Below are 13,502 nucleotides of genomic sequence, written 5' to 3' on the forward strand. Positions count from 1 at the left end.
TGAGGGGATTTGACGGTAACGAGTCGGGCACTTTACTCGACCGGGGCAAATGACGTGTGGTGATCGAGGAAAAACCGGACGGGACCTCACGTGGTCTAAACCAATTTGGGTCCGATAGTGTTTGCAGAGGTTTCAGCCCGCCATTCATGTACGAGGAGACGGTTCCGTGAGCATCCGCGTAGGCGTCAACGGCTTCGGTCGCATCGGCCGCAATTTCTGGCGCGCGGTCGCCGCCAGCGGCAAGGACATCGAGATCGTCGCGGTCAACGACCTGACCGACAACGCGACGCTCGCCCACCTGCTGAAGTACGACAGCATCCTGGGCCGCCTGCCGTACGAGGTGAAGGCCAGCAGTGACGAGATCACCGTTGACGGCAAGGCCATCAAGGTGTTCGAGGAGCGCGACCCCGCCAAGCTGCCCTGGGGCGACCTTGGCGTCGACGTCGTGGTGGAGTCGACCGGCCTGTTCACCGACGCCGCCAAGGCCAAGGTGCACGCCGACAACGGCGCCAAGAAGGTGATCATCTCCGCGCCCGCCAAGGGCGAGGACATCACCATCGTGATGGGTGTCAACCACGACAAGTACGACCCCGCCGCGCACACGATCATCTCCAACGCCTCCTGCACCACCAACTGCCTGGCCCCGATGGCCAAGGTCATCCACGACGCCTTCACCATCGAGAAGGGGCTGATGACCACCATCCACGCCTACACGCAGGACCAGAACCTGCAGGACGGCCCGCACAAGGACCTGCGCCGCGCCCGCGCCGCCGCGCTCAACGTGGTCCCGACCTCGACCGGCGCCGCCAAGGCCATCGGCCTGGTGCTGCCCGAGCTGAAGGGCAAGCTCGACGGTTTCGCGATGCGCGTGCCGATCCCCACGGGCTCGGCCACCGACCTGACCGTCGACCTGGCTCGCGAGGTCACCGTCGAGGAGGTCAACGCCGCCGTCAAGGCCGCCGCCGAGGGCCCGCTCAAGGGCATCCTGACCTACACCGAGGACGAGATCGTCTCCAGCGACATCGTCACCGACCCGGCCTCCTGCATCTTCGACGCCGGCCTGACCAAGGTCATCGGCAACCAGGTGAAGGTCGTCGGCTGGTACGACAACGAGTGGGGCTACTCCAACCGCCTCGCCGACCTGATCCAGCTGGTGGGCGCTGACCTCTGATGCGCACGCTCGACGATCTCGACGTGAAGGGCCGGCGCGTCCTGGTGCGCGCCGACCTCAACGTCCCCCTCGACGGGGAGACGATCACCGACGACGGCCGCATCCGCGCGTCGGTGCCGACGATCAGCACTCTGGTGGAGCGCGGCGCGAAGGTCGTCGTCTGCGCCCACCTGGGCCGTCCGAAGGGTGAGCCGAACCCGAAGTACTCCCTCGGGCCGGTCGCCAAGCGCCTGGGCGAGCTGCTGGGCCAGGAGGTCGCCTTCTCGCCCGAGGTGATCGGCACCGAGACGGTCGAGCGTCTCCAGGACGGCCAGGTGGCCCTGCTGGAGAACCTCCGCTTCGACCCGGGCGAGGAGTCCAAGGACGACGCGGTCAGGCGCGCCTTCGCCGAGCGGCTGGCCGCCCTGGCCGAACTGTACGTCGGCGACGGCTTCGGCGCCGTGCACCGCAAGCACGCCAGCGTCTACGACGTGCCGCAGCTGCTGCCGCACGCGGCGGGCAGGCTCATCGTGGCCGAGGTCGAGGTGCTCAGGAGGCTCACCGAGGACGTGGCGCGGCCCTACGTGGTCGTGCTGGGCGGCGCGAAGGTCTCCGACAAGCTCGGCGTCATCGCCAATCTGCTCACCAAGGTCGACAGGCTGCTCATCGGCGGCGGTATGGCCTACACCTTCCTCAAGGCCCAGGGTCACGAGGTCGGGGCGTCGCTGCTGCAGGAGGACCAGCTCGACCAGGTGCGCGGCTTCCTCGACGAGGCGGCCAAGCGCGGCGTCGAGCTGCTGCTGCCCGTCGACGTGCTGGCCGCCACCCACTTCGCCGAGGACGCCGGCCACGAGGTGGTCGACGCCGACAAGATCCCCGCCGACCGGCAGGGGCTCGACATCGGCCCGCGCAGCCGCGAGCTGTTCGCGAGCAGGCTGGCCGACGCGCGCACCGTCTTCTGGAACGGCCCCATGGGCGTGTTCGAGTTCGACGCGTTCGCCGGCGGAACTCGTGCGGTGGCCGAGGCGTTGGTCGCTTCCGAGGCCTTCACCGTGGTGGGCGGCGGCGACTCGGCGGCAGCCGTACGCCGGCTCGGCTTGCCGGAGGACGGCTTCTCCCACATTTCCACCGGTGGTGGGGCTAGCCTCGAGTATCTCGAAGGCAAGACCCTGCCCGGTCTGGCCGTCCTGGAGGACTGACGTGCAGCGAAACCGACGCGCCGAGAGCGGATGCGTGGTGAGCGGGCGTTGACCACACGCAAGCCGCTCATCGCCGGCAACTGGAAGATGAACCTCAACCACCTCGAGGCCATCGCGCTGGTCCAGAAGCTCGCCTTCGCGCTGAACGACAAGGACTTCGACAAGGTCGAGGTGGCGGTGCTGCCGCCGTTCACCGACCTGCGCAGCGTGCAGACGCTGGTCGACGGCGACAAGCTGCGCATCGTGTACGGCGCGCAGGACCTCTCCCAGCATGAGGCCGGCGCCTACACCGGCGACGTGTCCGGCGCGATGCTGGCCAAGCTCGGCTGCACGTACGTGACGGTCGGCCACTCCGAGCGCCGCCAGTACCACGACGAGGGCGACGGCGTCGTCAACGCCAAGGTCCTGGCCGCCTACCGGCACTCCCTGACGCCGATCCTGTGCGTCGGCGAGGACCTCGGGGTACGGCACGCGCAGGGCCAGGTGGCCCACTGCGTGTCACAACTTGAAGCCGCTCTGCGCAGAGTCACCGAAGAGCAGGCAAAATCGATAGTGGTGGCCTACGAGCCGGTCTGGGCGATCGGTACCGGCGAGGTGGCCACCCCGCAGGACGCACAGGAGGTGTGCAGCGCGCTCCGAGCACGACTCGCCGCGCTCTACACGCCCGAAGTGGCCGCCGGCATCCGTATCCTTTACGGAGGCTCGGTCAAGTCTGACAACATCGCCGGGATCATGGCTCAGCCCGACATCGACGGCGCCCTCGTGGGCGGCGCCAGCATCGATGCAGGGGAGTACGTCAAGATCTGCCGTTTCGGCGAAATGTCTGGCTAACTGGAGCGTTCGGAGGGTGCGACTTGACAGCAGGTCGTACCCTCTAGAAGCAAGTTTGAATCGTCGCGCGAACTGAGCATTGAAAGAACGGGTCTACGGTGATTATCGGAATCTCCATCGCCCTCATCCTGGCGAGCTGCCTGATGATCCTGCTGGTGCTGCTCCACAAGGGTAAGGGCGGAGGTCTGTCCGACATGTTCGGCGGCGGCTTCTCGTCGAGCTTCGGCGGTTCCTCGGTGGTGGAGCGCAACCTCGACCGGCTGACAATCATCACCGGCATCGTCTGGTTCGTCTGCATCATCGCCCTTGGCCTGCTGCTCAAACCCTGACAGCACGTCAACGCGTGACAGTGATTCTCCCCCCGCCGCACGCGGGGCGATCGAGCGAGGAGTTCATCCGTGGGTAGTGGCAACGCGATCCGTGGCAGCCGAGTCGGCGCCGGCCCTATGGGGGAGGCCGAGCGCGGCGAGGCAGCTCCGAGAGTGCGGGTCTCGTTCTGGTGCGCCAACATGCATGAGACGCGCCCCAGCTTCGCCAGTGACGCGGCGGTCCCCGAGACGTGGGACTGCCCCCGTTGCGGGCTCCCTGCCGGCCAGGATGAGGCGGCGCCGCCGGCTCCCCCGAAGAACGAGCCGTACAAGACGCACCTGGCCTACGTGAAGGAGCGCAGGAGCGACAAGGACGGCAAGGCGATCCTCGAGGAGGCCCTCGAGCGCCTGCGCGCCAACAGGTCCCCCTGGTAGAACTTCGGTGAACGCGAAGACCCCGGCCCGTACGGGCCGGGGTCTTCGCGTTGCGCGGGGCTGAGCGCCCTGCTGCGGGCCTCGCGCGGAAGAGGGCGACCTTCCCCTCGGCGGGAAGCGCGGAAGCGGCGCGTCCGGGGCTCGCGCCCCGGACGGGCCCGAACAAGTCAGCGCTGGTAGACCGGTTCTCCGTCGACGAAGGTCAGCCGCACCCGTGTGGTCCAGATCTCCGCGGCGGGCAGGGCGAACGGGTCGCGGTCGAGCACGACCAGGTCGGCGGGACGGCCCGGCTCGATGGAGCCCGCCGGCGACCGGTTGACCCACGCCGAGCCGGCCGTGTAGGCGGTCATGACGGTGGCCAGGTCGATCCGCTCGCCTGGCAGGAACGGCGTCTGCGCGGTCGGGTAGTCCGCGTGGACGGACCCGCCCGGCTCGGTACGGTTGACCGCCACGTGCATGCCCTGGATCGGGTCGGCGTTCGAGACCGGCCAGTCGCTGCCCGCGCACAGCCGGGTGCCGTGCGACAGCAGCGCCGCGAACGGGTACTGCCAGGCCGAGCGCTCCTCGCCGAGGAAGGGCAGCGTCAGCTCGTCCATCTGCGCGTGGTGGGTGGCCCACAGCGGCTGCAGGTTCGCGGTCACGCCGAGCGCGGCGAAGCGCGGCACGTCGGAGGGCTCGATGATCTGCAGGTGCGCGATGTGGTGCCGGTTGGCCGGCGCGGTCCCCTCGAGGCTGTCCAGGGCCTCCCGTACGGCCCGCTCGCCGATGGCGTGGAAGTGCACCTGGAAGCCGTGCCGGTCGAGCTCGGCGACGTGACCGCGCAGCTTGACGGGGTCGATGTAGGACAGCCCGGTCCCGCCGCACCTGCAGTAGGGCTCGATCACCGCGGCGGTGAAGTTCTCGGTGATGCCGTCCTGCATGATCTTCACCGCGCCGGCGCGGAACCTGTCCAGGCCCTCGGCCATGGCCCGGCGCTCGATCAGCGACTCGATCTGCTCGGCGCCCTGGGTGCGGTCCCACCACAGCGCGCCGACCACGCGGGCCTTCAGCCGCCCCGCCTTGGCCGCCGACAGGTAGGTGGGCAGCTGGTCGTCGGAGCCGGCGTAGGAGCCGACGATCGCGTCCTGCCAGCCGGTGATGCCCAGGGAGAACAGGTGCCGCTGTGCGGTCAGCAGCGCCGCGTCGAGGTCGTCGGCGGTCGGGCGCGGCGTGAGCAGCCCCACCAGGTCCATCGCGCCCTCGTGCAGCACGCCGCTCGGGGTGCCGTCGGCGTCACGCTCGATCCGGCCGTCGGCAGGGTCGGGGGTGTCGCGGGTGATGCCGGCCAGCTCCAGCGCGCGCGTGTTGACCCAGGCCGCGTGGTGGTCGCGCTGGATCAGGTAGGCGGGCCGGTCGAGGAAGTCGAGCTGGGAGCGGTGCGGCAGGCCGCCGGGGAAGGCGGACATGTCCCAGCCGCCGCCGTCGATCCACTCCTTGTCGCAGCCCGCCGCGTACTCGGCGATCCTCGCCAGGTAGGCCTCCAGCCCGTAGATCTCCGACAGGTCGCACTTGGCGTGCTCGAGCCCCGCCTGGACCGGATGGATGTGCGCGTCCGTGACGCCGGGCATGAGCAGGCCGCCGTCGAGGTCGACCGTCTCGTGCGCGGGTGCCTGCCGTACCAGGTCGGCCTCGGCGCCGACGGCGACGATCACGCCGTCGCGCACGAGCACGGCGTCGTCGGTGGGGGCGGATCCGGTGGCGGTGAAGACGCGTCCGCCGCGGAAGAGGGTGTGCAACGGGACTCCTTAGTGACCGGTGATGAGATCGGCGAAGCGCGCCAGAGCGGACGTGCGGGACGTGGAGCGCTCGCGGGCGTCGGCCGCGCGGTACAGGCGGTACATGGAGTGGACGCCGAGCCAGCGCAGCGGCTCGGGCTCCCACGCGCGCACCTCACGGCCCACCCACGGCAGGGCCGTGAGCTCGCCGGGCTCGTCCAGGATCAGGTCCCTGAGGGTACGGCCGGCCAGGTTGGTCGTGGTGACGCCGTGCCCGGTGTAGCCGCCGGCCCAGCCGAGGCCCGTGGCGTGGTCCACGTGGACGGTCGAGCACCAGTCGCGCGGCACGCCCAGGACGCCCGACCAGGCGTGGGCGATCCTGGCGGAGGCGGCGGCGGGGAAGAAGTCGACCAGCAGCGCCCACAGCGCCTCGACGGTCCACTCGTGGGTGTGCCCCCTGGCGTCGACGCGCGAGCCGTACAGGTAGGGCCTGCCCCGGCCGCCGAAGGCGATGCGGCCGTCGGCGGTGCGCTGGGCGTACATGTAGTAGTGGGCCAGGTCGCCGAGCAGTTCGGCGCCCTCCCAGCCGACCTGGTCCCAGAAGGCGTCGGGAAGCGGCTCGGTGACGATCATGGAGCTGTTCATGGGCAGCCACTGCCGCCGCAGCCCCTTGATGGTGGCGGTGAAGCCCTCGGTGGCCCTGATCACGTAGTCGGCGCGGACCGTGCCGTACGGCGTGACGGCCCGGTGCGGCGCGATCTCCTCGACCGGTGTGCGTTCGAAGATCTCGACCCCCGCCTCCCTCACCGCCCTCGCCAGCCCCCGCACCAGCTTGCCCGGATGGATCCTGGCACAGTGCGGGCTCCACGAGGCCTGGACCGCGCCCGCCACGCGCAACCTGGCCTCGCGCTCCTCGGCGCTCAGCAGGGTCGCCTCGACGCCCCATGCGGCGCCCGCGGCGACCGAGGCGCGCAGCCTGGCCGCCTGCGCGCTGCCCCTGGCCACGTTGAGCACGCCGCCCTTGACGATGTCGGCGTCGATGCCCTCCTTGTCGCAGACGGCGATCACCTCGTCGATGGAGGAGTACATCTCGCGCTGCAGCCGCCTGGTGGCCTCCGCGCCGTGCGTCTTGGCGTAGCGCTCGTGGCTGCCGGCCAGGTCGCCGGTCAGCCAGCCGCCGTTGCGCCCGGAGGCGCCGAATCCGGCGAACTCCTTCTCCAGCACCACGACCTCGAGCGAGGGTCTGGCCCGCTTGAGGTAGTACGCCGTCCAGAGCCCGGTGTAGCCGGCGCCCACGATCGCCACGTCCGCTTTGCGGTCGCCGTCGAGGGCGGGTCCGATGGGCGGCTCACCGAGGGAACGATGCCAGTAGGAGACGTCTCCGTTGACGAAGCCGTCGCTGAACGAAGGAACACGCGTGCTCATGGGGCACATCCTGCTATATCCGCATATCTCCATGCATCTCGCCACGGAATTCGCGATGAAACACTTTCAGCCGTTGGTTGTAACAAACGGGACGCATCCTGGCGGCATGGGATTTCTGCGCATCCGTACCACCGTTGACGAGCGGCCCGGAAGGCTGGCCTCGCTGGCCGCCGCGCTCGCCGAGCGGGGTGGCAACATCCTCGGGCTGAGCGTCCAACCCGACACCGACGGCACGGTCGACGAGTTCGTCGCGGACATTCCCGCCAGTCCCGACGTGGTCAAGGCGGCGCTGGAGTCGGCGGGCGGCCGCCGCGTCCAGGTCGTCGCCGCCAACGCGCACGAGCTGACCGACGAGCCCACCAGGGCGCTGCTGCTGGCCTCGCGACTGCGCGCGGCGCCGTGGCGGCTGCCCGACCTGCTGGTCGAGCTCCTGCGCGCGGACGACGCCCGCTGGGTCTATGGTGACGCCGTGCGCGATCTTCCCGACCCGACCCTCCTGGTCGTCCCCGTGGCCGCCAAGCGGGCCATCAAGGTGCGCAGGAGCCGGCTGCCGTTCACGCTCACCGAGGCCGCCCGCGCCGCCTCCTTCGTACGGCTGGCCCAGCCGCCCGCCGACCCGGCAGGCGGCGAGCGCGAGATCAGGCTGTCCGACGGCACCGAGGTCGTGGTCAGGCCGCTGACCGCCATCTACCGCGAGGCCGTCAAGGACCTCCACGACAGGTGCTCGCCCGAGAGCCGCAGGTTCCGCTACTTCACCTCCATGCCCGCGCTGCCTCCCCGGGTGTTCGACCGGCTGTGCGACCGCGGCAGGGGGCACTCCCTGGTGGCGGGTCACGACGGCCAGGTCGTGGCGCTGGCCAACCTGATGTTCACCCCGGATCCGGGCATCGCCGAGATGGCCGTGCTGGTCGAGGACCGCTGGCAGGGGCGCGGTCTGGGCGCGGCACTGGCCAGGATGCTGGTGGAGGGGGCGCGGGACCTCGGTTACGCCGAGGTCCGGGCCACCCTGCTGTCGGACAACACGCGCATGCGGCGGCTGATGGTCTCGCTGGGCGCCACGCTCGGCTACACCGAGGACCCCGGCGTCGTCGAGGCCCGGCTCGCCGTGGGCGCCCTGGTCTAGGCGTCCTGCGCCTCCTGGCCGCCGGGGGTGTCTCTGGTATCGCCGGCGGCCTTCGGGTCGGCAGCGGCGCCCAGGGCGTCCAGGCGGCGTTCGATCCGCTCGAGGCTCTCCTGGATCTGGCGGAGCCGGAGGTCGAGCTGCAGCCGTTCCCTCGGCGATCCCGGGCGGAGCCGCCGCACCACCCGGTGCCTGAGCCTGTTCAGGTCGAGCCCCCGGCCGACGAGCACCTGGGCGGCCACGCCCTCACCCTCGTGGATCAGCCCGAGCAGGATGTGCTCGGTGCCGATGTGGTGGTGCCCGAGCTGCAGCGCCTCGCGCAGCGACAGCTCGAGCACCTTCTTGGCGCGCGGGGTGAAGGGGATGTGGCCGGCCGGCGGCGCGGGGCCCGGCTCGACGACCTCCTCGATCGCCGCCCGCAGCTCGTGAAGGTCGGCGCCGCAGTCGCGCAGCACCATCGCCGCGAGGCCGTCGTCCTCGCGGAGCAGGCCCAGGAGCAGATGCTCGGTGCCGATGTAGTCGTGGTTGAGCGTCCTCGCCTCTTCCTGGGCCAGGACGACCACGCGGCGGGCATGGTCGGTGAAGCGCTCGAACACGGGGCCTCCGTTCGAGTGGGCTGCTTCCACTATGCGCTACAACTCCCGCCCTGCGGGGTAGGTGTCAAGTGTGGATCTTGACGAGATCGCCGACCGGCTCTACGCGCTGCCCGTGGCCGAGTTCATGGCCGCGCGTGAGGCGGAGGCCCGCGCGGCCAAACAGGCGGGACAGCCGCAGCTCGCCCGCCAGGTGGCCGCGCTGCGCAAGCCCACGGTCGCCGCGTGGGCGGTCAACCAGCTCGCCCGCGCCCATCCTGACGAGCTGGCCGAACTGCTGGAGCTGGGCGAGGACCTGCGCGCCGCGTGGGCGGCGCAGGACAGGGCGGCGTTGAGCGAGCTCACCGACCGGCGCGCCAGGCTCTCCCAGCGGCTGCTGCGGCTGGTCCCCTCGGCGGGGCCCGAGGTGGAGCAGACGCTCGACGCCGCGACGGTGAACGCCGAGGCTGCCGAGCAGGTACGGCGCGGCCGTCTGGCCAAGCCGCTCAGCTACAGCGGCTTCGCCCCCGCGCCCGCGCCCAAGGCGCCTCCCGCGCGCAAACCCTCGCAGGAGGAGCAGCGGGCGGCGGAGGAGCGCAAGGCCAGGCAGCTGGCCGAGGCGACCGCGGTCTACGAGGAGTGGCGCGAGACGCTGGCGCAGGCCGTACGGGAGAGGGACGAGCGGGCCGCCAAGGTGGCGACGCTGGAGAAGAAGCTGGCCAAGGCCCGCCGGAAGCTCGCCGAGGCCGACCAGCGGGCCGAGGTGGCCCGGCGGGAGGAGGCTCACGCGCGGGCGCGACTGCGGGATTGAGGAACAGCGGCCGGCGACGCTGAGCGGAACCGTCGCGCGGATGGCTCCCAGATGGTCGCGCGAATATTCGCATGACGGCCCGCATGAAGATCGGCTAGGGATGTCTCATGCCGATTCATGTGCGCCTCGACGACCTGTGCCCGGAGACCTGGGAGGAGGTGGCCGACCTGACGGTGGCCGACGACCAGCGTGACCTCATCGCGTCGAACCTGTACTCGATCGCGGAGAGTCGCTTCTTGCCGGGCTTCATGACCCGGGCGGTGGTGCACGACGAGCGCCCCGTGGGCTTCGCGATGTACGGTCCCGATCCCGACGACGGTCAGATGTGGCTGTACCGGTTGATGATCGACCAGGCTCACCAGGGCAAGGGTCTGGGCCGAGCCGCTCTCGAGCAGATCATCACACATGTGCGGGACGAGCTCGGCGCCCCTGTCCTGCGGCTGGGCGTACGCGCCGACAACGTCGCGGCCAAGGCCCTCTACCTCTCCGCCGGATTCGTCCCCACCGGGCAGACCTTCGGCGAGGAGGACATCCTGGAACTCCGCCTGTCGGCCGGCGCGGCCGTCATTCGGCGTTGACGTTCGGGCGCTGGTCTCACCTTCCATGCCGGGCATCGGGATTAACGGGGATTTGTGTCGGCGTCGCGTTGTTCCAGGCTGTCTTCCGTGTCGACACAATCCCCTTGCGCGACAGATTTCGATAATTCCACGGCGTCGCCTGACCCTCGTGCCTTCCGCTTGGCTCGCCATGACATCCCTGCGAGACGCGCCTGTGCACGTCAGGCGCGTGTCCGTCGAGGGTGAGCCCGGAGGTGAGGTGGTTCCGATGTCCTGGCCATTCAACGGGTGGGACAAAAACACGGTGAAACATGGCCGATAAAGAGGATGGTGGCCATTTCTGGGTGGGAAACCGGCGTTAACCTCGCATTCAATTGATTTCCCATTCATTTGCAAGAGCCCTCCACCACTGTCGGTTCCGCAGGGAAGAGCGGCGACGGCTGGAAGGGGGATCACGTGGGTGGGCGTTCGGGAGACCCGGCTGTCCTGCGCGACATCGTGAGCGCCGAACTCGGGCGAGCGGGCGCGCAGGACTGGTCGATCGCCGAGGACGACCTCTGGTGCAAGGTCACGCCGGACGCGTACGCGATGCCCGACCAGGGATGGAAGCTGCACGTCTCCGCGACGATGCTCTCCGCGCCGGTGGTGCTCTCCCGCGTCTCGCGGGTGCTCGCCGAGGCCGGTTGCGCCTTCAAGTTCCCCTCCCGGCTGGGCGACTACTGGAAGTTCCTCGAACCGCACTGCGGCCGCGCGCAGGCCGGGAAGTTCGTCACCGTCTATCCGCTGGACGACGCCGAGTCGGTGCGCCTGGCGGCCCTGCTCGACGAGGCCACCCGTGGGCTTCCCGGGCCGTTGATCCTTTCCGACCGTCCGTACCGGCAAGGCGGGATCGTGCACTACCGCTACGGCGCCTTCAGCGGGCATCGCGTGCTCGGCAACGACGGGTTCTACGAGATCCGGCTGCGTTCGCCGGAGGGCCGGCTCGTTCCCGACGAGCGGCGGCCGCGCTTCTCCCCGCCGCCGTTCGCGACCTGCCCGTTCGAGGTTCCGGCGGCGAGCCGGCGTCCCGGGGCGGCCGCGGTCATGCTGAACGACCGGTTCGTCGTCCGCGAAGCCGTACGGCACGCGAACCGTGGCGGCGTCTACCTCGCCGAGGACACCAAGACCGGTCACGACGTGGTCGTCAAGGAGGGGCGTCCGCACGCGTGCGCCGATCTGAGCGGCAGGGACGCGCGGGATCGGATCGCGATGGAACGTTCCTGCCTGGAGGCTCTCGCGCCGGCCGGGATCGCGCCGGCCGTGGTGGACTTCTTCGAGCAGGGCGGCCACGCCTTCCTCGTCGAGGAGTTCGTCCAGGGTGTCACGCTGCAGCGCTGGTCGGACGGGAACGCCGGGCCGCTGGGCGAGGACGGGTTCGGCAACGGGGCGGCGGAGGTCCTGCCCCTCGTCAGCCGCCTGATCGCGGTGCTGAAGGCGCTGCACGGCCGAGGCTACGTGTTCGGCGACCTTTCGCCGAACAACGTGATGGTCTCGCCCGGCGGCGACCTACGGCTCATCGACCTGGAGCACACGGCCGTGCCGGGCACCACCGTCATGGTGGGCGGGACCCCGGGTTACCTGGCCCCGGAGCTGGCGGGCCACACAGGGGAGTTCCTGACCGCGCCGGAGGCGGTCGCCGATCTCTACAGCCTTGGCGCGATGGTGTACTTCCTGGCGGTCGGCGCCCACCTGGACCCGGCGGGCCCCGGCCGGGTCGCCGCGGTGGCCGGCGTGGCCGGGGTGGCCGCGGCCAACCCCACGCTCGCGCTGCTGCGGCCGCTCGTGGAAGGCCTGCTGGCGGAGGAACCGGAGCGGCGCTGGTCGCTGGGCAGGTGCGAGCGGTTCCTCGCCGCGCTCACACCGGAGCCCGCCGCCTCCCACCTCGAGGTCAGGTCACCGGAGCGTGCTGACGCCGGCCGCGGGAACCGGCCACCGGAGCGGATCGACCGGCTGATCGATGACGGGATCGCCCACCTGGTGGAGACGGCGGACACGGGCGAAGGCGCCCCGTCGCCGTGGCCCAACGTCGCCGACGGCATGGAGGTCGATCCGTGCTCGGTGAACGGTGGCGCGCCGGGGATCCTCGGCGTCCTGACGCGGGCCGCGCCGCAGGCGAGGGCGGTCGCCGAACTCGCCCGCTGGCTGCGGGAGCGGCTGGTGGCGGAGGATGTCTGGCGGCCCGGCCTTCACTTCGGGCGCTCCGGCGCGGTGTGGGCGCTGTACGACGCGGCGACGGCCATGGGCGACGCCGACCTGGAACGGTTCGCGGTGCGGGCGGCGCGGCTGCTGCCCACGGACCATCCCAGCTCCGACGTGACGCACGGGCTGGCCGGATGCGGCATGGCGGTCCTGCACATCGCGCTGGGCTCGGGTGACCTCGCGCTGCGAGACCGCGCCGCCGGTATCTTCCAGAACCTGCACGAGGCGCGCTCGTACCGCGACGGCCACCCGCAGTGGCCGACGCCGGAGACGTTCGACTCCGGCCTGGCAGGGGCCAACCACTTCGGTTTCGCGCACGGCATCGCCGGGATCGGGACCGCGTTGCTCCACGCCGGCCAGACCCTCGACCGGCCGGACTGGACGGCGACCGTCCACGAGATCGCCCGCGCCCTCCACGAACACGCCGAGGAGGACGGGGACACCGCCTGGTGGCCGACCCTGCGCGGCGACCTGGGGACGGTGCGCCCACGCCGGCCGCACTGGTGCAGCGGCTCCTCCGGGATCGGCTCCTTCCTCGTGAGGTACTGGCGCGTCACCGGCGACCCGACCGCGCTGGACCTGGCGCGCAAGGCGGCGGCGGCCGTGCACCGTACCCGATGGCAGTCGGGACCGGTGCCGTGTCACGGGCTGCCGGGCGACGGTGAGTTCCTGCTCGACATGGCCGAGTTCACCGGCGACGACCGCTACCGGCGGTGGGCGCGGGACCTGGCCGGCTGCCTGGAGACCCGCGCGACCGAACATCGCGGTCGCCTGCTGGTCCCCGGCCCTCATGGAGACTTCCCCCCGACTTTCCTCGCCGGCACGGCGGGGATCGTCGCCTTCCTTCTCCGGCTGCGCGACCGGTCCGCCCGGTTGTGGATGCCGGAGGGGAACCCCAGGCTCGCCGTACCCACATGGGGACGGCGATGACAGGCGGCCGCGGCACAGGCGGCCCCGGCATTCACAAGGAGGTGAACGACCATGTCCTTCGACGTTCAGGACCTGCAGGCGCTCCAGGAGCTTGAGCCCGGTGCCAACGAGGCGCTCCGGCTGACCCACTGCATCAAGCACTTCGGCTGCACCGACAACTGATAGCGAAACC

At 70.7% G+C, this 13,502-nt stretch carries 11 protein-coding genes and 2 pseudogenes; 9 read left to right on the forward strand and 4 right to left on the reverse strand.

Annotation, left to right across the window (positions count from 1 at the left end; genetic code table 11):
* Window positions 1–166: 166 nt before the first annotated feature.
* The 5 genes from gap (at window position 167) to ACWENQ_RS33630 (ending at window position 3,923) form a co-directional block, all read left to right on the forward strand.
* Window positions 167–1,171 carry a type I glyceraldehyde-3-phosphate dehydrogenase gene (gene gap, locus ACWENQ_RS33610; RefSeq protein ID WP_452417831.1) on the forward strand — a complete coding sequence of 335 codons (1,005 nt, stop codon included), beginning with the start codon at window positions 167–169 and terminating at the stop codon, window positions 1,169–1,171.
* The gene (locus ACWENQ_RS33615; protein ID WP_452417832.1) at window positions 1,171–2,349 is read left to right on the forward strand and encodes a phosphoglycerate kinase; all 1,179 of its coding nucleotides are present in this window, start codon (window positions 1,171–1,173) and stop codon (window positions 2,347–2,349) included. The genes gap and ACWENQ_RS33615 overlap by 1 nt, the downstream gene beginning before the upstream one ends.
* A 48-nt stretch (window positions 2,350–2,397) precedes the next feature.
* A complete protein-coding gene (gene tpiA / locus ACWENQ_RS33620; RefSeq protein ID WP_354907133.1) occupies window positions 2,398–3,180 on the forward strand; it encodes a triose-phosphate isomerase in 783 nt (260 codons plus the stop codon).
* A gap of 98 nt (window positions 3,181–3,278) precedes the next feature.
* Window positions 3,279–3,509 (forward strand): preprotein translocase subunit SecG, encoded by a 231-nt coding sequence (gene secG, locus ACWENQ_RS33625; RefSeq protein ID WP_354907132.1) that lies wholly within the window; start codon window positions 3,279–3,281, stop codon window positions 3,507–3,509.
* A gap of 69 nt (window positions 3,510–3,578) precedes the next feature.
* Window positions 3,579–3,923 carry an RNA polymerase-binding protein RbpA gene (locus tag ACWENQ_RS33630; protein WP_354907131.1) on the forward strand — a complete coding sequence of 115 codons (345 nt, stop codon included), beginning with the start codon at window positions 3,579–3,581 and terminating at the stop codon, window positions 3,921–3,923.
* A 167-nt stretch (window positions 3,924–4,090) separates the two neighbouring features.
* On the opposite strand, the gene ACWENQ_RS33635 is transcribed toward ACWENQ_RS33630, so the two are convergent.
* Both ACWENQ_RS33635 and ACWENQ_RS33640 read right to left on the reverse strand, forming a co-directional pair.
* A complete protein-coding gene (locus tag ACWENQ_RS33635) occupies window positions 4,091–5,698 on the reverse strand; it encodes an amidohydrolase (RefSeq protein ID WP_449925719.1) in 1,608 nt (535 codons plus the stop codon).
* A 9-nt stretch (window positions 5,699–5,707) separates the two neighbouring features.
* Window positions 5,708–7,102 carry an NAD(P)/FAD-dependent oxidoreductase gene (locus tag ACWENQ_RS33640; protein ID WP_452417834.1) on the reverse strand — a complete coding sequence of 465 codons (1,395 nt, stop codon included), beginning with the start codon at window positions 7,100–7,102 and terminating at the stop codon, window positions 5,708–5,710.
* Window positions 7,103–7,208: 106 nt separating this feature from the next.
* Here ACWENQ_RS33640 and ACWENQ_RS33645 point away from each other — a divergent pair, with 106 nt between their 5' ends.
* The gene (locus tag ACWENQ_RS33645; protein WP_449925715.1) at window positions 7,209–8,225 is read left to right on the forward strand and encodes an N-acetyltransferase family protein; all 1,017 of its coding nucleotides are present in this window, start codon (window positions 7,209–7,211) and stop codon (window positions 8,223–8,225) included.
* A gap of 167 nt (window positions 8,226–8,392) precedes the next feature.
* Here the strand turns inward: ACWENQ_RS33645 and ACWENQ_RS33650 are convergent.
* Together ACWENQ_RS33650 and ACWENQ_RS33655 are read right to left on the reverse strand one after the other, a co-directional pair.
* Window positions 8,393–8,587, reverse strand: a pseudogene (locus ACWENQ_RS33650) (Clp protease N-terminal domain-containing protein); the annotation flags it as partial.
* 83 nt (window positions 8,588–8,670) lie between these two features.
* Window positions 8,671–8,818 (reverse strand): annotated as a pseudogene (locus ACWENQ_RS33655) (Clp protease N-terminal domain-containing protein); the annotation flags it as partial.
* A gap of 70 nt (window positions 8,819–8,888) precedes the next feature.
* Between ACWENQ_RS33655 and ACWENQ_RS33660 the strand changes: the two are divergent.
* The 3 genes from ACWENQ_RS33660 (at window position 8,889) to lanL (ending at window position 13,330) form a co-directional block, all read left to right on the forward strand.
* Entirely contained in the window at window positions 8,889–9,605 is a 717-nt protein-coding gene (locus tag ACWENQ_RS33660; protein ID WP_354907127.1) for a hypothetical protein, read from the forward strand.
* A gap of 107 nt (window positions 9,606–9,712) precedes the next feature.
* Window positions 9,713–10,183, forward strand: coding sequence for a GNAT family N-acetyltransferase (locus ACWENQ_RS33665; protein ID WP_452417835.1), 471 nt, complete (start codon window positions 9,713–9,715; stop codon window positions 10,181–10,183).
* Between the two features lie 435 nt (window positions 10,184–10,618).
* Window positions 10,619–13,330 (forward strand): class IV lanthionine synthetase LanL, encoded by a 2,712-nt coding sequence (gene lanL, locus ACWENQ_RS33670; protein WP_452417837.1) that lies wholly within the window; start codon window positions 10,619–10,621, stop codon window positions 13,328–13,330.
* Window positions 13,331–13,502: the final 172 nt, after the last annotated feature.

The organism is Nonomuraea sp. NPDC004354, from assembly GCF_053602555.1.

What these genes read in the sequence shown, in the direction of transcription:
- ACWENQ_RS33615 (WP_452417832.1), top strand. Translation starts at nt 1,171, where the DNA reads ATGCGCACGCTCGACGATCTCGACGTGAAGGGCCGGCGCGTCCTGGTG.
- ACWENQ_RS33640 (WP_452417834.1), bottom strand. Translation starts at nt 7,102, where the DNA reads ATGAGCACGCGTGTTCCTTCGTTCAGCGACGGCTTCGTCAACGGAGAC.
- ACWENQ_RS33645 (WP_449925715.1), top strand. Translation starts at nt 7,209, where the DNA reads ATGGGATTTCTGCGCATCCGTACCACCGTTGACGAGCGGCCCGGAAGG.
- ACWENQ_RS33665 (WP_452417835.1), top strand. Translation starts at nt 9,713, where the DNA reads ATGCCGATTCATGTGCGCCTCGACGACCTGTGCCCGGAGACCTGGGAG.